This window comes from Endozoicomonas sp. ISHI1 (genome assembly GCF_024606225.1).
GTDB lineage: Bacteria > Pseudomonadota > Gammaproteobacteria > Pseudomonadales > Endozoicomonadaceae > Endozoicomonas_A.
In genome coordinates this window covers 467,666-486,459 of sequence record NZ_JAGRPU010000001.1, presented here as the reverse complement: position 1 = coordinate 486,459, position 18,794 = coordinate 467,666, and the positions used below count along the sequence as shown (strand labels likewise).

Here is an 18,794-nt window from a genome sequence, read left to right as displayed (position 1 = left end):
GATTGAGCTTTTGATGCCTTCCGTCATGGACGGAACAGACTGTTTGCAGGTGTGGTGATATGAAGTTGCTTGTGGTTGAGGACGACCAGACAACCCGTGAATACATTGCTAAGGGATTCACGGAGCATGGCTGGACCGTGGATCTGGTTGACAATGGCCGGGATGGTCTGTTTATGGCGTTGGGTGAACGCTACGATATCATTGTTCTGGACCGGATGCTGCCCCAGATGGAAGGGCTTAAAGTGCTGGCGGCACTGCGAGCCGCTGAAAACCAGACACCGGTTATCATCCTCAGTGCTCTCGATGGTGTTGATGAACGCATTAAAGGTTTGAAGCAGGGGGGAGATGATTACCTTTGCAAACCTTTCTCTTTTGGTGAACTCCTGGTAAGGGCAGAAATCCTGACACGCAGGGGGCATTTCAAAGAAGCTGAAAATACTCTGGCTATCTCTGATCTTGAAGTGGATTTATTGTCCAGGCGTGTAATCAAAAACCAGATGGAAGTCAATCTTCAGCCGAGAGAGTTCCAACTTCTGCGCTTTCTTCTTGAGCATAAAGGTCAGGTGATCTCCAGAACCATGCTGTTTGAATCCGTGTGGGATTATCACTTTGATCCGGGCAGCAACATTATTGATGTGCATGTCGCTAAATTGAGGAAAAAGCTGGATTCTGCCGGAGGGGTAGCCCTGATTCAGACCGTGAGAGGAGCGGGTTATGTTCTCCGTGAGCCGGCTTAACCCTCTGGGTCGGTTACAAAGATCCTCACTGCTACGTTACACCTTACTGCATACGGCTATTGTCCTGATACTGTGCGGATCAGCGCTTTGGTTGGTGAAGGACTATAGTCTGGGGTTCTACCAGAAACGGCAAGATCAGTTTGTTCTGGAACAGCTCAATTCTCTGGCATCCTTGGCCAAAAGCCAGTCAGAAAGTGAGTTCAGTCTGGCCGTTCGTCAGCTGGCAGAGAAAAGCCGGCAAGCACTGGTGGTGTATAAAAGCGCCGAAGGCTACCAGGGTAATCTGAATTATCTGCCTGAAACCGTCCCGCTGTCCCCGGCCATGGGCAGTTTCTGGATACTGGGAGATTCGGTGTTGGGAGACGGTCGCTTTCAGAGGGTGAGGGGGAGTCGTATCAACAGTCGCTGGGGGCCTCTGGTACTGGCCTACAACTCTTCAGACTTTAACCTGTTTGCCTCTCGTTTCACGCTGGCCTTTTATATTGCAATGGTACTGGTTTTGCTGGTGGGGCTATTGACCGGATTTCTATTTTCAAAAAAAGTACTGGCACGGCTTCGTGGAATCAATCAGGTGACTGCAACAGTCAGTGAAGGTCAGTTAGCAGCCAGGGTTCCAGTCACTGAAAAAGGTGATGAGTTTGATGAGCTGGCGGGCCATATCAATCAAATGCTTGAGCAGATTGAAGACTCAGTAGAAGCTATAGCAACGGTAACCAGCAGTATTGCTCATGATCTCAGAACACCGCTATCCCGACTGAGGATCAAGTTGGATGGATACCATTTAAATGGCGGTGCTGGTGTTGAGGATATTCTTGAGGCCCAGGCTGAGCTTGATACCATTCTGCATACCTTCAATGCCATGCTTGAGCTCAGCAAACTGGAATATAGGCATGGACATCTTGAATTTGTCCCTTGTGACCTGACCGAAATAGGCGCGGAGGTTGTTGAGCTGGCTGAGCCTCTGGCAGAAGCCAGTGAGCAGTCTTTAATGCTTGAAGTGCAGCAGAATCTGGTTGTTCAGGGGAATCACCAGTTGCTATTCAGAATTCTTTTTAATCTGGTTGAGAATGCCATCAAGTACTCCCATGAAGGGAGTGAGATCAAAATTCGTGTTGATCAGAATTCGGTATCAGTGATTGACCAGGGGGCAGGTATTCCTGAATCAGAATATGAAAAGGTATTCCAGAGGCTTTATCGGCTTGATCAGAGTCGGACAACACCCGGTCACGGATTGGGTTTGTCGCTGGTTAAAGTGGTCGCTGAAAGGCATAACGCCAGCATCAGTTTTGGGAAAGATGAACAATCCTTTGCCGTTAGACTGACATTTCAGAAATAAGAGTAAAGCCTGCCATCTGACAGGCTACAGCTTGACAGAGCTTCTATAACCAGCCTTTTCGTTTAAAGAACACATAGGTGCCAAGGGCACTCGCTAACATCAAAATCAGGGCTAGAGGGTATCCCCAGCTGGCATTGAGCTCCGGCATTACTTTGAAGTTCATACCATAGATACTGGCAATAAGGGTAGGTGGCAGGAACATAACGGCTGCTACGGAGAATATCTTAATGATATTGTTCTGCTCCAGGTTGATGAAACCCATGGTGGCATCCATCAGGAAGTTGATCTTGTCAAAGAGAAAGCCCGTGTGGGGTGTCAGGGAGTCAATATCACGCAGAATGTCTCGTACCTGGTCGACCTGTCCGTCATCCAGCTTGTGACGGCAGTTTTTCAGGATGTATCCAAGGCAGCGCTGGCTGTCCAGCAGATTAAGACGAACTTTGCCGTTTATATCTTCCTGCAGGGTAATATTTTTCAACAGGTCATCGACGTCAGTGTCATCATCAGAAAGAGCATGCTGACTGGTGGCTTCGAGATTCTCGTAAACTTCTTCCAGAGTGTCAGCCAGAAACTGAACTTTAGTATCAAACAAAGCGATCAAGATATCGATCGGTGTTCGTGCCTTGATGTGTTGAAGTTTCAGATAGTTCCTCATTAATCGGAAAAGGGCAGTAGGTTCATCCTGAAGTGTAACCAGCTGGTCGTCACGAAGGTTGAAAGCAACGTTGATGCTGCGAAACTCCTGACCCGCCTGATGGGGGAAAATAGAACGAATATGAAAACCTGTCTCACTTTCAAAAAATCGAGAAGAGGCTTCAATTTCGTACAGTGCATCTTCGTCTTCTATAAATCCCGGACACTCCTGTTTCAGCCACTCATCTTCACTGTCTTCCAATTCAACAAGGTCTAGCCAGAGGGTATTTTCAGGAAGCACCATATCGGTCTGTATGCGGGTGATGCAGTACTGCTCGGTATCACGGTGATAAGCGTTGATCATAAATACAGACCCTGATAGCAATTCTGGTTTCCGGCGTCTGTTGGACTTAAGCTTTCAAATTGTCTCAAATCCATCAGGCCCATTAGGGAAGGGTCGCTCTATTGTACAGATAGATGCACCTTAGTCCAGCCATGATCCGGGTCTGAGAGGCAATAGAATTATCCATCAAAGTACAGTCGCAGGTCTTGTTAGACTTTTTACCGGGCAGGAACATCGGGACAGTTCTGCTCAGCAGGCTCTAAAGTCATCATTACCAGTCGATGTTAATTCAAGGGGCTGATCTTGGGTAGAAGGGGTGACATAGTAATTGGCAACCCTCAACCGTTTTAAACTCCCGGCTTTCAGCACCATCATCGGATAATATCCCGAAGGGTTACTTTTGTAATTTTAATCAGAAGCTCTAAAGTGGTTAATCCATTGTAAAAAGATGCTTTTTATTGAGAAGGACTCTGAATATAACAACGCTTAGTCAGCCATTCCGCATGAGTCATGGACGTTGCAGAGAAAATAAAAGGACAGCTGAAAATTAAAATCATTCCTTTAGACTTTAGACTTTAGACCATCTTCATCTATACCGGACCGCTGAGATGGGGAAGCAATCGGTTTGCCGCCCCGGGTAAAGTTAATCTGAATTCTAAGAAGTCGCTGGTGGTCTTTTCAATAAGATCGTTAACGGCTTCCTATAGTTTGGTCTCGCGAGTGTCTGTATCCGAAGGCTCGAAAGAGGTCTGCCTGCTGATGGGACAGATTTCTATTTGGTATGGGCCAGACCATTGCTGATTTCGATTATCGAACCAGGTTTTTAGCTGGTCGGCATTCACTGCTTTCGACGTCCAGATGTTAAAGCTCACCGTCTGGCTGGTTTCCCCCAGACTGTACGACACCAGATCATACCCTCCTGTGTATTGCAGCATGAGCCTTATCTGCTGCAATCTGTCGATGTCCAATATGCTTGAGTCCGAGTCAAAGGTGAAACTCACCTGAAACTGGTTTGTAAAGCGAGTGTGGCTGAAAAATAAGGCAGCAAGAGCCGAGCCGAAAAGTCCAGAGGTCAGGCATCCGGCTCCAAATTTAGTCATTCCTGCACCAAACCCGGCACCGGAACTTATTCCTGTTATACACAGAGCACCCAGAACCGCATACTTTCCACGGGACCACGACGGATTTACTACGGAGTCACATACCTGGTTACCACATGAGCACTCTATCAGACATTTGTGCTCTAGCGCTTCCGGGTCACTTACAAAAATGCCACATCGAGGATATGGCTGGCAGGCATACATTTCGTCAGCTTCCATAGCAACCAGACTGGCGAATAAGCGGACAAGCGTCTGCAGCTGATTTGATGGAATATGAATGACCGGAACACTTGCAGCACTCTCTATTCTTTCCAGGAAAGCAGTAACTGTGGCAGTCCCGGTTGGCAGTTTGTAGACAGAATGTTTCGAAACAGCAGCGGGTTGAGAGGTTAAGGGTCGATCAGAAGCACGGGAGGGCGCTGTAGCTGACGAAGAAACGACTTCAATTGCCCGAGAGACTGGCAAGCCCCCGACGGCTCCACATTCTTGATTTTCATCGGCAGCGGGTGTCAATCCAAGGGTTTGTCTCTGAGCGGAAGGTTTGGTCTCGGAAATGGGTAACCCGCCAATTGTTTTAGGTTTCCGGGTTTTAGCATTATCACTGGACAGCAACCCGGAAGATGGCTCCTGATCTTCTTGCGTTCCCGATGCTTCATCTACTTCGGTATCAGGGTCTATGGATAGGTAGAGTTTGACGGTTGTCTGGGGCGATTCAAAATTAAGAACGTAATGGTCGGCTGCTGAAACCATCGGAGCCAGCAGGAGCCACGTTGAAATGATAAAGGTCCATAATATTTCGATACTAAAAAGTTTTTTCATAATCACACCTGTTAATCAGAAGCTTTAAAATAGTTAATCTGCTGGAAAAAGGTGCGTTTTATTTAGAATATTTCCGACTATGAGAACGCTTGATCGGCCATTGCTTCTAAAGAATCAAATAAATAATAGGGATACCCAAAAATAAGGCTTTTTTTTAGACTTTCATACCGAAAAAAATATCGAGACAATTCAGGTCGGCTTTGATGTTACTTTACGGACGCTTTTCAGGATCTCTTGAAGGGGTAGCTTAATCTTTCTCTCCTGGCAGGCCACTTTTATTGATAATGGAGATAGGCAAGCAAATGGCCTGAGGTTCTTTATAGAGTTAATCTAAATTCTAAAATCTGGTTTCGCATTCAATTGTATGGGGCGGCACGCTGATGGACGAGACCTCTATTTGAAAAAGGTCAGCCCATTGATGATTACGACTTTCGAGCCAGGTTCTTAGCTGGTTGTCATCCACTGCACTGGGCATCCGGACATTAAATACCAGTGTTTGGCTATTGTGGTGTTCGTTTAATCTGAACGATACCAATTCATAACCCCCTGTGCATTTCAGCATGATTTCTATTAGCTGCAAACTATAGATTTCCAGCTTGCTCGAGCTAAATGTGAAGCCCACCTGAAACTGCCTTGGAAAGCGAGTATAACTATAAAGTAAGGTGATCACAGGAAGACTGAGCAAACCTCCGGCCAGCGTTCCGGTTCCTAAATTAGAAATCCCGATACCATACCCAAAACCAGTGCCTGCTGATGTTAAAATCAACGAAGTCAGAAGCGCAAACTTTCCACGATACCAGGACGGGTTTGCGATCGAGTTACATACAAAGCTACCACATCGGGGGAAAGGCAGATGGGTATACAGATCTTTGGCTTCCATAGCCACCAGACTCGCAAATACACGGATAAATTCTGGTAGCTGCTTTGAAGGAACACGAATCCAATAGACGCTATCGTTCTCCTCTCTTCTTTCGAGATGGAGGTAAACGTTTCTGATTTCGGTTGGAACAAAGTGGACTAAATTCTTGGATCCAGCAACGGGTTGACTGGTTAAGGGCTCAACTAAAGGAGTCGATTCACGCTCATTATCAGAATCAAAGATATGCACTAAAACTGGCGACTGAGCGGGTCCAGATGTCTGGGAAACTGACAAGCCCCCAATGGCCTCACACTCAACGGGTTGATTAAGATCAACCGATGATAACTTAAGGGATTGACCTTGGGCAGATACAGACAAACCCTCATTTGCTTCAAGCTCCAGGTCTATAGAATCACCAACCAATGTCAAATCTTCCAGCAGGCGCTGGACAGTCAGTGGCATGCCCTCGACTGATTGCTCCTGCTCTCCATCATCACTCATTGACGTGAAATCAATGGGTTGACTCTGGGTAGATATTGGCAAGCCCCCGACTGCTCCAGACTCATGGCCTTCATCATTACCGATTGACGTGAAATCAAGGGGTTGACTCTGGGTAGATATTGGTAAGCCCCCGACTGCTCCGGGCTTATGGCCTTCATCATTACCGATTGACGTTAAATCAAGGGGTTGACTCTGGGTAGATATTGGCAAGCCCCCGACTGCTCCAGGCTCATGGCCTTCATCATTGCCAATTGACGTTAAATCAAGGGGTTGACTCTGGCTAGATAATGGCAAGCTCTTGACTGCCCCATGCCCATGGCCTTTATCATTGCCAATTGACGTCAAATGAAGGGGTTGACTCTGGGTAGATATCGGTGAGCCCCTGACTGCTCGACGCTCATGGCATTCATCATTATTAGTTGACGTCAATTCGGGGGGTTGACTCTGGACGGACGGTGGCGAATCAGAAATTGGCAATCCACTCACTGTTTCAGATTCCTGACTGTCGCTATGGTCACTGGATAACAGGGGGGCTTGAAATCGGTGCATTTTTGATATACCAAACGTTTTGGTATCAGGCTCAACAGACAGATAGACTTTGACGAGCTTTCGTGAAGTTTTAAATTGAAGTACATAATAATCGGCTACTGAAAGCGTCGGCGTCAGCAGGAACGCGACCGCGATGAGTGAACCCCACAATAACTCGATATTACACATTTTTTTCATGATCACACCCGTAATCAGGAACTTTAGGCTATTTGCGCCACTGGAAAAAGATGGTTTTAATTTAGAACATTTCCGACCATGACAACTCTTACTCAGCCATTCCTGCTGAATAATAAATGGTAATAAATGGGACATCCAAATTAAAAAGTAAAATATCTTCATTAGACTTTTTAATCGTCAAAGAGATTGAGATAGATCTGGTTAGGCTGTAATGTTGCTTTCTGGTCGTTTTTCAGCATTTCTATCTATAGTACAGAGCATACTCATTCATAAGGCTACCTTCTATATTGACAAACGACAGTTGCCAAGTGAAAGCATTCGGTTCAGCGTCGTGCTTAGAGTTGAACTGAGCGCTAAAGATCGGTTTCCGGATAGCCTTTATTGATTTTCTTAGTATGTATCAGCTCGCTGACGGAAGAGACCTCTATCTGAAATGGAGCGCCTAAATGATGATTACGATTTACCAGCCAGAGACGCAGACGTCTGGCATTCACTGATTTGGGCATCCGGACATTAAACGTCAGTGTCTGACTGGCGGATGATTGGTCGAAACGAAATGCTAATAAGTTAAAGCCTCCTGACAACTGCAGTATCTTCACTATTTGTTGTTGCAAGTTATAGATTTCCTGACTGATGAGCAAGTTGTTTGAATTAAATGTAAAGCTCACCAAAAACTGGTTTGTAAACCGGGTATAGCCAGAATAACAGGCAGTGAGAGGAATAAAGAGGCCCCCTGCAATCAGACCTCCAATACCCAGACCAGGTATCCCATAGGTAAATCCAATACCGGCAAGTATTGCTGTGTCGAGTAGCTCAACAAAAATCGCAATTCTTCCTCTATACCAGCGCGGATTAACGCTTGAATCAAATATATAGTTGTTGAACCGGACGAAAGGCTGGCAGGTATACATTTCGTCAGCTTCCATGGCAACCAGTCTGGCGAACATAAGGACAAACTTTTCCAGCATGCCCGAAGAAATCTGGTAGAACCGGATAGTATCGCATGCCACGCCTCTTTCCAGCCAGGCGGCAACCCTGGCTCTTCCGGTTTCCAAATAGCGGATAGTTGGGGTTGAAACAATAGTAGGCTGAGTGGTCAAGAGTTGGTCAGTAGTATTGGATTCAACTCTGTCATTAGAATCAATCAAACACACTGAAATGGGTGAAGAAATCGCTTCACATGACTGAGGAACAGGCAAGCCTCCAACGGCTCCGCATTCCTGGTTTTCATCATTATCGCTCGATGTCAATTCAGGGGGCTGGCTCTGGGCAGAAGGTGTCGACTCGGAAACTGGCAACCCTCCAACTGTTTTGAATTTTTCGCCCTCAGCATTATCTCCGGATAACAAACTGAAGGATTGCTCTTGCTCATCCTGCGCTTCCGATCGAGCGTCTGTTTCTGTGTCAGGTTCGACAGATAGAAATACTTTGACGTTTGTTTGTGGGGTTTTAAGATTAAGCACGTAATAACCTGCTTCTGAAGCCGTGGTTGTCATCAGGAATGCACACGCAGTGACAAAACTGCAGAATAGCTCGGGCTTACAAAGCTTTTTCATTACCACACCTGTATCACATTTGTTCATGAAAAATCTTTAAAAATAGTTAAGTCACTGGAAAAAGGTGCTATTTATTTAGAATATTTCCGACTATGACAGCACTTGATTAGCCATTCTTGTTGACGAATATAAGAGGTAGCTAATAAAAGGGGGATAAAGGAGAAAAAAAGAGACGTGAAAAAATAAAGACGCTTCGTTAAACTGTTTGCCAGGCAAAAGTATTGAGACTGATCTGGGCAGGTTGTATTATTACCTTTTGCTTGTTTTCTACATTTCTATTGGCAAGTTCTGTACTCCTTCATCAGAAGGTCGCCTTTACCGATACAGGGCAACAGCGACGTGGAAATAATCGGCCTGCCGCCCCGTATAAAGTTAATTTGTGTCTTAATGATCGGTTCTTGGTTCAAATATATTTGTTGGGTCGCTGATAGAGCGCACATCTATTTGAAACGGTCTGATTAGCTGTTGATTACTTCTCTCGAGCCAGGCTTTCAGATGGCTGTTACTCATATGATCCGGAACTCGGACATTAAACGTCAGTGTCTGTTTGTGGGAGCCCCTGTCTCTTTGAAATGACACTAAATTATAGCCCCCTGAGCACTGCAGTACCTTTACTATTTGCTTGAAATTGTAGATTTCCTGACCGATGGATAAGTTGTTCGAAGTGAGTGTGAAGCTCACATTAATCTGGTTATGGAACCGGGTATGGCTAAACAAACAGGCAGTGCAAAGAGTAGAGAGCAAACCCGCAGTGAGGAATCCGTACCCCAGACCCTGAAGCCCCGCGCCAAGGCCACCTCCGGTACCTGCTGCTCCCACGACAAACATACAAGGAGTCACACATCTTCCACGAGACCAGCTCGGGTTAACGTCTGAGTTAAATATATAGCGACCGCACCGAAGGAAAGGTCGGCGAGTATAGATTTCGCCAGCATTCATAGCAACCAGACTGGCGAACACCATGACAAACTCTTGCAGCTGACTGGAAGGCATTTGAAAAAACTGCACATCTTCTCCAGGCACTCCTCTTTCCAGCCAGGCGTAAGCTGCGTTAGTTCCGGTTTGCAGAAGGTTGATAGTGGGCCCGGCACCAGGTTGAGTGGTCAGGGGTTGGGTGATAGAACTGGATTCCCTGTCATCAGAATCAATTAAAGTCACTGAAACTGGCGAAGAAACAGCTTTACATGCCTGGGAAGCCGTTAAGCCGCCAGCGGCTCCACACTCCTTGTTTTCATCATTACCGGAGGATGTCAGTTCAGGGAGGGTGTGCCGGGCAGACGGTGACGACTCAGAAACTGGCAGCCCTCCAATCGTTTCTGGTTTTTGTCTTTTAGGGCTCTGGCTTTCAGTATCAGCATTGGGTAAAAACTGAGAGGGTTGCTCTTGTAGTCCCTGAGCTCCCGATGGTCCATCGGTCTCTGTATCAGGGATGACAGATAGATAGAGTTTGACGTTTCTTTGTAAGGTTTGAAAATTAAGTACATACTCACCTGCTACAGAAACCATAGAGGTGAGCAGGAATGCCAGTACGATGACAGAACTGTGCAATACGCCGACACCACGAAAAAGTTTTTTCATATTGACTCCTTCCGCTAAAAAGCCGGAAACGCATTCTCGATTTGTAGAGTGAATTACATAACAAATAGAAAGGTTATTCGCTGCCATGCAGGACAAAAGCCTGACATGCAACTCTATACACAAAAAAGAAGAAAATGTTTTAATCAGTACCAGTTGATGTCAACCCGGAGACATCCCGCACAATTGCAGATAATTGTAGATAGTTTTATCTAAAAACTGTTAAGAATAATAAAAACAAGTACTGTAATATGTCTTTTTATGGGTTTGAGCATCATTACGGCTAATATCAGAAGCCTTTAGAATAGTTAAGTCGTTGAAAAAAGATGCTTTTTATTTAGAGTATTTATGACTATAAAATTTAAGATGGAGGGGTATCCACAAATTGGACCAACGAGTTAGACGAGCAAACAAAGAAAAGCAAAAGATACAAAAACATTGCTCACCAAACCGGGCCATAGCTTGCTGAGCCCCTTCTTCGGTTGCAGATCAGTACACGGCCTTGAGTCCTGTTGCAACAGCCTTATAGCCATTAAACGGAACATATTTCATAGAATTTCGCATCATGTGCACAATGCAAAGCCGTATCTGAGTTTGAGGGAACGCGCTGTTAATAGCGTCAGGAAACCCTTTCAGGCCGTCTACACAGGCGCTTAAAATATCTTTGATTCCACGGTTCTGTCACTGCATCAGAACACTGAGCCAGAACTTTACTCCTTCATTTTCAGAGAGCCACATACCCGGCAGTTCCTTTTTGCTTTCGATATTGACTCCCGGAGCCAGGTAAATCGCCTCGTTAATGACCTGCTTATCTTGCCGGACTTTCGCGACAATGCAGTCCAGATAGACAATCGGGTAAATGGGATCAAGAGGGCGAGACTGCCATTCGATCACTTGCTCAATAACGGCATCTGTAACCTTGGAAATCAGTGACTCGGACACGTCTGCACCATACGGCTCTTTGAATGTGGAGACTATCTCTCTGGTACTCATACCCTCTAGGGGTAGAGGATTTTATCATCCATTGAGGTAAATCGAGTCTGTCGTTTTGTTTTACGTACAGAGGTGTTTCACAACGTAAGCAGCCTTTGAGGTGCTTTTTCTACAGATTAGTTAACTGCCGAGCCAGTTTTGAGCCCTCAGCTTTTCTTCAAGAAAACAAAATTCAGAGTGGCTGAACTTGCAATTATATTTGACTATTTCAAAGTATATTGTTTTCAGCATAGCCAGGATGACATTGGCATTGTACGTTGGAAGAGAGGATATGTATCCTTGCGCAAAACTATCAAAGGGAACTAACAGACACTCATGATTGCTACCGCAATTTTCACTCGTGTTTAAATTGTCATAAAGATCAAGCATATGTACTAGCCAAAACTCCAATTCTTCTTTCACTATCACATCTCTTCCAACATATTGACTATCATCAGCTAAATCTAAGATGTAAATTTTATCTTTATCTTCATGGTATTTTTCATTTCTACCATTTCTATCACTGAGATGGAGTCTTACAGGGCTGTTTAATATGAAATCTATATCCTCGCTTGGTTTCTCAGGATCGAGGTGCATAACTGATAAAACCTGTCCATAGCGATAAAATGCTTTCTCTAAGGTTTTGTTTCCTGTTTTTTTGTTAAAATGTTCGCTGTAAATATCTGAAAATGTTGAACCAGGAACCCAAGCATAACTAGCAATTAAATGTTTTTTGTGTTCCAGAATAAAGGTTGCACCTTTTGTAGGTAATATAAGCTCAGCATTTTTTAAACTAAGCCATGAATATTTTTTATATTCTTTCTTTAGTTTCCATTCAGTATCAAAATGAGTAGTTTCACATGATTGGCAGTCTTCTCTTGTGATTTTAACAAACCATCTTTTTTTTAGATGTATAACAGAAAAGACTTTTTCAACTTGACCGCCGGAAGTTTTTATTTCTTCTATCTCTTGTAAATGATCATCGAAAAGTATTCTGACGGCATCATAGTATGAGTTAACTTTCCCAAAGTCTGGTAATGTTGGAAGGCTTTGGAAATCAGCTTTCAAAGAATAAGGTTGCATTAAGCAGAGCAAGAATAGTATTAGATTTTTTTTAGACATTTTTTTTGGAATTTAAGTATTTCTTATGTTTATCGGTAGTTCAATGGGTAACTTTATCACTCACTCTCAATACTGCTAACATATATGAGTCGTGACTCCATCAAGAGAGAGTTATGGTCATTTCATGTCCTCAAACGCCAGAAATTATTATCACTCACTCTGCTATGACTGAATGATGGAAGCAGGATTAAATGAATATTAAACTGAGTCTTCTGAATATAACAGGATGTAATACAGTTTTTTTAAAGACTGTTAGGTGCCATCCGGATAACCATACTCTGTGCAATAAAGATGAATATAATCTGAAATAGCATCGATTTGTTCGTAACTTTCAAAGAAAGGGTTATTCAAAACCTGTGATACGTAGAGGTGAACGACTGGATAATGCTCAATACATTCTTCAATTAAACGGGCTAAGTAAACGTTTTTGAACCAAACTAGCTCAAGAAATACAAGAATCGCCTGTTCCACAGTTGCTCCTTTTTAGCTTATTAAGTTTTATGTTGCCAGAGGTTGTATATATTAATTTTTTTAATGCAACATTAGCATAAAAAGTATAAAGAGCAATGCCATCTTTAGTGCTGAATACAGCCAGACATTAACAAAGATCAAAATCATTATGATTACTTCCTAAAGCGTTAAATTTTGGTTCAGAGATTAATCTTTATGGCGAGGATATTTTTGGCTTAAACCAGTTTTTAGTTTTTTGATTTGGTTTCGTCAAATTTGAACAAGCTCTCAGCTTTGGTGCAAAATTTCCATTCGAATTATTTGCCTTGCTCAGCATTGCATATAGATGACGTCTGTCTACGGCAAACCAGATTTAAACACTATGCAGCTACATTTAATCGAGCAATTTCAATTCGGTCGTTTATAATGTCAGCGAGTCACCTGAAATATCCGATATGAGCGAATAGTCGTTTTATCATGAGTGGCCGTTGCAATTATTCTCTGTACTTTTGTGCATGTCAATTTTCTAAATCAAGTCAAAACACGTTTACATCAGGAAATCCCGGGTTTTCTGAATAATAAGAAAATATTACATGCCATTGAGATAGCATGCACACTGATTGAAACCTTAATGCAAGAATTAGACTTACAGCTCACTTTGTACGACAGTGAGTCAACTCATGATGACTCATCAGGCGTTTTTCTTGACTTTACTCATCTGGAAACAGTGCTTATGAAGTACTCAGTACAGACTTAGAAAAGTGAAAAATAAAACAGCCATAACTCAGTATGATTATTCAAAAAACGCCCAGACCTCCTCAGCTCCAACAGTTACAACAAAAGAACTGAGAAAGGTAAACGATGTCGTGTTTCAGCCAAGGTGGGCGCTGCAATTTAATGGTTTTTTTGAACGAACTAAAAAGACTCTCGATAAATCAAACATAGTCGAATTTTAAGGTCTATTGTTATGCCTGGTCTGTAAAATATGTAGGAAAATCCAAATATGAAAACAGTAAGACTTCACACTTTGGTTGGCTTGTTTCTGTTATTTATTCTGTCTGTTATATTACCGGTCGCTGGTCATAGTGCTGCTTATACCAACCTATTAAGCTGGACAGGTTGGTGGAGTTCGTCCAAAACAATTGAGACGTGGGATGAAGCATCAGGAGAGATTAGCAAACTGTCGTTTATAGGAGGCAGTCCACCTCTCCATCTTACTTACGATCTCAAGAGGGTTGACGAGAATAGCAAGATAGTTTCTGACCTTGAGAACAATCAGCTTTATATAATCCTGGATGGCCAACCAGGCGACCTGTTTAATTTTTGTTTCAGGACGCCTCCTGCATTGTTGACTGGAAATATTCCTTCCCTCCCGACTATTAGAAGGCCTTTAACATTTCAGGGTATACCTGGTATAGAAAACTTGGGAATGAGACGGTTGACATTGGCACCAGACACTGATCGCTGGCAGCATGAATACTCGGCCAGTTGGCGTTTACCGGTAGGTAATCAGTCGTTGGTTCTGTCCATTGAAGACAATGTTCATGGATGGGCTATAGAGCCGGAATGCAGCGGTATTGTCTCAGAAAGTACGGTTTCACCGTCTCCTTCGGGTCGTATTATTTACAACAATAACCCTTCCAATAACCAAAAAAAATCATCCGTCGATATTATTTTTCGCAACACAAGGGCGGTAAAAAATGGCTCTGGCTATCTTGAGGACAAAAGCCATTTCAGTGGACCTTTGGCAACCCCCGGAACTCCGGATATCGCCGATAATAGCGAGTCATTCATAAGCTCTGGCGATGGCGGTTTTAGTGGTGGCGACGATTTAGACGATTTATTCAAGAAAAGGCCTGGAAATGGAATGGCACCCCTTTACTCTTTTGAATGGACGAGTGAACCGGTCAGCAGAATGATTCTGGTGCCTGTCCATGGCAGTGACGGCCAGACAGTTAAAAAACAGATTTGGGATAACCAGATTGTACTTAAAGTCAAGCAGGGCTGGAATGAGCAAGTGATCATTATTTCGCAGGAACTATGGAACAAAATAAGGGGGGCAAATCTTGAACAGAATCCTGGTCTTTTTCTGACATTGTCCAGAAATCCGGATAATCTGGAGGCAGCAATTGATCATTACCTGAAAAGTAACCCGGCACCACCGCTACAAAAAGAAGACTACCGTCGTTATACCCGGCAAGAGTTCATTTTAGGTCCAAAACGATTACGCAGTGTGTCCGTTTTTCCGGGTCATTGTCCTACTGGGGTCAGCTGTTCTGGAGGAACCAGTCAGGTTGATAAGGAAATGGCTCTTAGTACGAAGCCACCCACCAATACCCAATTTAAAGAGTATTACAGGCATAATAATCAAGGCAGCACTAGTGGAAGAAGGAGTGGAGGAGACGATGGTTCAGGTGGATCACCGAACAGTGTTTTATGCCGAAATTGTAATAAACCTGCAATCGCCTTTAATAAATGCCATGAATGCCTGAATCGTGAGTCTAATCTGGTTGAAGAGGGAGCAGCAAAAGAATCGAATCCTGTAATAAGACGAGATAGTGAGATAATGGTGTCTAAAGAAGATGCTAATTATTCAGCAATTCGTATATTTCAATGGTTCCAAAGTTTAAAGTTTGATGGAAGAAAGAGAGGAGATTATTTTCACATTAATGACTATTATAAGTTTCCAGAGCTTTATAATCTTTTAACACAAAGTTTCATGTCAGATAAAGATACTCTAAGTAAATTTCATTCTAAATGGGTTGGGTTTTTACATGGTAGTATTTCAATTTATCACCTTATTTCAGAAGTTGGTGAGTTGGCAAAATCCCAAGGGGTCGAGAATTATGCTGAGGTGACAAGAATAGTTAAAGCACTTGCTCTTAAAAGGGATGAATTTGAGAGTAAATTAAGTTTGGAGCGATTTGGAAACGAATTATCGAACTACTTAACGAGAAATAATCTTTTGGGATCTGATGAATCAACTCAAAATCTTTATTCAGGGTTGGATTCCCAAAAAAAATTAGAGTTGATTAATTCTATTTATAAGGTATTTGAACAACTTGGTAACTTGCTACAAAGTGAAATTTTTCCGTCAGAATATATAACAATAAGAATGTTAAATGCCTTGGCCAGAGATATTTATTATAAATATCTTTTTGGCATTCCGGCTATCAACGACGAAAGTTTAGAGTTGGAAAATATTATGTGGGGTTTTTCGGGTCATAATCAATATTCTTTTATTACGAGTTATAACAGTGAAATATTACATCAACTCCACAGTTATGAACCACTTCAAACCTTGGCATTAAGTGTTTCTTCCGATGGGTCATCAAATCTCGAAGAAGTTAGAGCAATGTTTACCGTTGTGGTTCTTGTAAGATCTATGCTCGCGCAACGTTTAAGAGCTATCTTACCTGAACATGCTCTTTTTGCCAAAGATGTACCCCATGAGCAACTTAAGTTATTAAGCAATTTTTCCCTTAATGCCTCGGAAAGGCTTGTTTTGATGCTGGATCATACCAAACCAGAAGAAAAAGATGAGTTCATTCGTAATATGTTCTTGATCTTTGGTATGGTTCCTACACATCTGTCTGATGAACTGTCCGGGCAATGGGATCCCGAATCTGTTCCGTTAACACAAGCAGCCGCTCACGCAACGGGACCGCTGTATCAGCAACCAAAAAGAAGAACAGCGAAGTCTGTTATCATGGAATCTGTTTTATCACAGTGGGAACTCCTGAATATTGGTTATAAATTAGGTGATGATTGGAAAAACTTTGCCATAAATACGGATGTTATTAGTTATGATGTTGTAAGAGTTATTGATGCCAATTTTGTTGGAGTTGTTGATAAAACAATGCAAATGCTAGAGCGATGGAAACAAAGGAAAGGTCGAATTACCTTTAAAGACTTAATGGTGATTCTTGATAAAATAAAACGAGATGATCTTAGACGTGAGATAATGGAATATTATGGTCTTTGATACTACTGACTTTTTTATGCTCGGAAACCTCGCTTCAAGCGTGTCGCAGCCCATGCCTTTGGCCTTAGTGTTTCAGCAACGACACAAAAGCGGTTAGGCATACTTAAACCATGTAAAATGAGCTACTCTGGGGACTATCGATTTAAGTGGGTAAACTATTCGGAGAAATTCACATGCGTGATTCAGGTTATATCATTTTGTGCTTTGCCATTATTTATCTAAGCCCGGAATTTATTCAGCATAGTGCCAGGGCCGATGATGTCCTTGAAAAGCCTCCCTATGGCTATTGGTGGCTGCTGAATCCAGAAGAGATAAAGTCAGATCTGATTGCAGGTATGTTAGTAGCTTGTAAAAAAGGAGAAGAAGACTCATGTGGTGGAAAGGAGCTAATGATGGTTTTATTGGAAAAAAATACAGGGCATGGTTGTACTGACTATGTTGCTATCGGTTTTATAAAACAAAGCATCACTGATAAAAAATGGGATTTTTATTTTAGAAGTGATAGAAATAATGATCTTGAATTATGGGGTACTGCTTTTCGGATAGGAGATCGTTTGAGTTTGATAGATAAAATTAATGGAAGGAATCTGGATTTTGAACTATCAACTCCTGACACTATGGAAGAAAAAACAACAATAGCCTGTGAGAAAAGCCTCAGGTCTAAGTAAATTTTTCTGATCAGCTCAATATGGTGCTCGATATCCACAGTCTTCTGGGGTGTTTTGTTAGGTATTTTTACAAAGTTGTTAGCAATAATATTGAACAATTATCGAAATTGAGTGACCAAATTAGCTAAAGAGTTAAAAAGTTAAAGGATAATATTATGGACCCAAAAGTAGGCTTAGAGAGAAACCGCTCGTTTGCTCCTATAGATAATGCTTCAAATAACCAGGTAAAAGAACAAACAACAAAACAGGGGCATACTGTTGCGAGAGTAGTGCCTGTAGTTTCCTCTGATTTACAATGGGCGAGTGCTTGTCAGCAAACACCCATCAGGTTAAGGAGATACTCCTCACTTGATCATGGTAGAAATCATGTCTTCAAACATATTCAAGATGTTATTTTAGAAAAGTTTGGAATGACTGTCGGCATCAGTAAAGATAGGCTTGTTTTTGATTTAACTAAAGAAACGAGTGAACTTCAGGATTTATATTTTGAAACAGGACAATATCATGCTTTGATCGGAAGTGTCTTGGATGGTACTGATATTCCTGATTTAATTAGAGCTGAAAGACTAATTCCTGTTGTTTTGAAAGGTGATGGCAAAAAGCAATTAATTATAGAACTTAAGGATGCCCCTGAGGCCTACGTTCATTCTCTGGATGGAGAAGAGAAACCTCTCAAAACATTACCTATTACCCCATTTTGTAATCCTCAAGCATTAAACGATGTTGATACTTCTATGTTGAGGGTGGATATGTTTGAATTGGGGTTCACAGATGGTTCGCCACGATACATTTTTACCACGGGGCTTGCTTCTTGCATTTGTTTCGCCCTTTTTGACAAAGCTCAAAATAAAGTGCTGCTTTGTCACTTTGGTGCTTTAGATTTTTCACCCAAAAATTTATCAGAAGTTTTTGGATTTTGTGATGGGCAAGAAATGAGAAATCTTGAGTGCCACATTGTGGGTGGATACTATAAATATCTGGGTATAAAAAACGGTTTTTTAAGTTTAATCGATTTTATATCTTCAAAAGGTGTTCCCATAAAACAGATGTTTGTCGGTGATACAGAAGATCGCCCAAAATCGGTAGTTATAGATACCAGAGACATGAGTCTCTATGGGCTCCCTTTTTCTGGACTTGAGTATTCAACAGATATTTTTGAAAGGAATATCTCTAAGAATAAACTTATCCGTATAGCTACGATGCCGCTATTAATGAAGAATCATAGCCTTTCTTTATTTACATCTGGTTTAGGTTCCTGATGTTAATTGAAAGTGATGAGTGAAAAAGGCCAGAAGTCGTGAGGTATTATTCGTAATAAGCTGGAAGTATTTGTCAGGTATTCTTACAAGGTTGTCAGCAATAAAAGTGAATGAGTATCGAAATTGTGTCACTAATATAACAAAGGAATTGAA

12 protein-coding genes and 1 pseudogene are annotated in these 18,794 nt (G+C 42.4%); 5 read left to right on the top strand and 8 right to left on the bottom strand.

What is annotated here, in order from left to right:
* Positions 1–59: 59 nt before the first annotated feature.
* Complete coding sequence (locus KBW69_RS01795) at positions 60–737, top strand: response regulator transcription factor (RefSeq protein ID WP_257279707.1); 678 nt, start codon at positions 60–62, stop codon at positions 735–737.
* Positions 715–2,073, top strand: a complete 1,359-nt coding sequence (locus tag KBW69_RS01790; RefSeq protein ID WP_257279706.1) for an ATP-binding protein — start codon at positions 715–717, stop codon at positions 2,071–2,073. Before KBW69_RS01795 ends, KBW69_RS01790 begins: the two co-directional genes overlap by 23 nt.
* Before the next feature lie 43 nt (positions 2,074–2,116).
* Here KBW69_RS01790 and corA read toward each other — a convergent pair whose 3' ends face one another.
* From corA to KBW69_RS01750, 8 genes and pseudogenes are all read right to left on the bottom strand, one after another.
* Complete coding sequence (corA, locus tag KBW69_RS01785) at positions 2,117–3,070, bottom strand: magnesium/cobalt transporter CorA (RefSeq protein WP_257279705.1); 954 nt, start codon at positions 3,068–3,070, stop codon at positions 2,117–2,119.
* A gap of 680 nt (positions 3,071–3,750) precedes the next feature.
* Positions 3,751–4,968, bottom strand: a complete 1,218-nt coding sequence (locus KBW69_RS01780; protein WP_257279704.1) for a hypothetical protein — start codon at positions 4,966–4,968, stop codon at positions 3,751–3,753.
* A gap of 337 nt (positions 4,969–5,305) precedes the next feature.
* Positions 5,306–7,054, bottom strand: a complete 1,749-nt coding sequence (locus KBW69_RS01775) for a hypothetical protein (RefSeq protein WP_257279703.1) — start codon at positions 7,052–7,054, stop codon at positions 5,306–5,308.
* Positions 7,055–7,407: 353 nt separating this feature from the next.
* Entirely contained in the window at positions 7,408–8,610 is a 1,203-nt protein-coding gene (locus tag KBW69_RS01770; protein ID WP_257279702.1) for a hypothetical protein, read from the bottom strand.
* 384 nt (positions 8,611–8,994) lie between these two features.
* A complete protein-coding gene (locus KBW69_RS01765; RefSeq protein ID WP_257279701.1) occupies positions 8,995–10,188 on the bottom strand; it encodes a hypothetical protein in 1,194 nt (397 codons plus the stop codon).
* Between the two features lie 489 nt (positions 10,189–10,677).
* A pseudogene (locus tag KBW69_RS01760) lies at positions 10,678–11,234 on the bottom strand (transposase); the annotation flags it as partial.
* Positions 11,235–11,298: 64 nt separating this feature from the next.
* Positions 11,299–12,279 (bottom strand): hypothetical protein, encoded by a 981-nt coding sequence (locus KBW69_RS01755; protein ID WP_257279700.1) that lies wholly within the window; start codon positions 12,277–12,279, stop codon positions 11,299–11,301.
* 252 nt (positions 12,280–12,531) lie between these two features.
* Complete coding sequence (locus KBW69_RS01750) at positions 12,532–12,750, bottom strand: hypothetical protein (RefSeq protein WP_257279699.1); 219 nt, start codon at positions 12,748–12,750, stop codon at positions 12,532–12,534.
* Positions 12,751–13,732: 982 nt separating this feature from the next.
* On the opposite strand from KBW69_RS01750, the gene KBW69_RS01745 reads away from it, so the two are divergent.
* From KBW69_RS01745 to KBW69_RS01735, 3 genes are all read left to right on the top strand, one after another.
* Positions 13,733–16,714 carry a death domain-containing protein gene (locus KBW69_RS01745; protein WP_257279698.1) on the top strand — a complete coding sequence of 994 codons (2,982 nt, stop codon included), beginning with the start codon at positions 13,733–13,735 and terminating at the stop codon, positions 16,712–16,714.
* Between the two features lie 173 nt (positions 16,715–16,887).
* A complete protein-coding gene (locus KBW69_RS01740; RefSeq protein WP_257279697.1) occupies positions 16,888–17,382 on the top strand; it encodes a hypothetical protein in 495 nt (164 codons plus the stop codon).
* A gap of 155 nt (positions 17,383–17,537) precedes the next feature.
* Positions 17,538–18,641, top strand: coding sequence for a hypothetical protein (locus KBW69_RS01735; protein WP_257279696.1), 1,104 nt, complete (start codon positions 17,538–17,540; stop codon positions 18,639–18,641).
* Positions 18,642–18,794 lie beyond the last annotated feature (153 nt).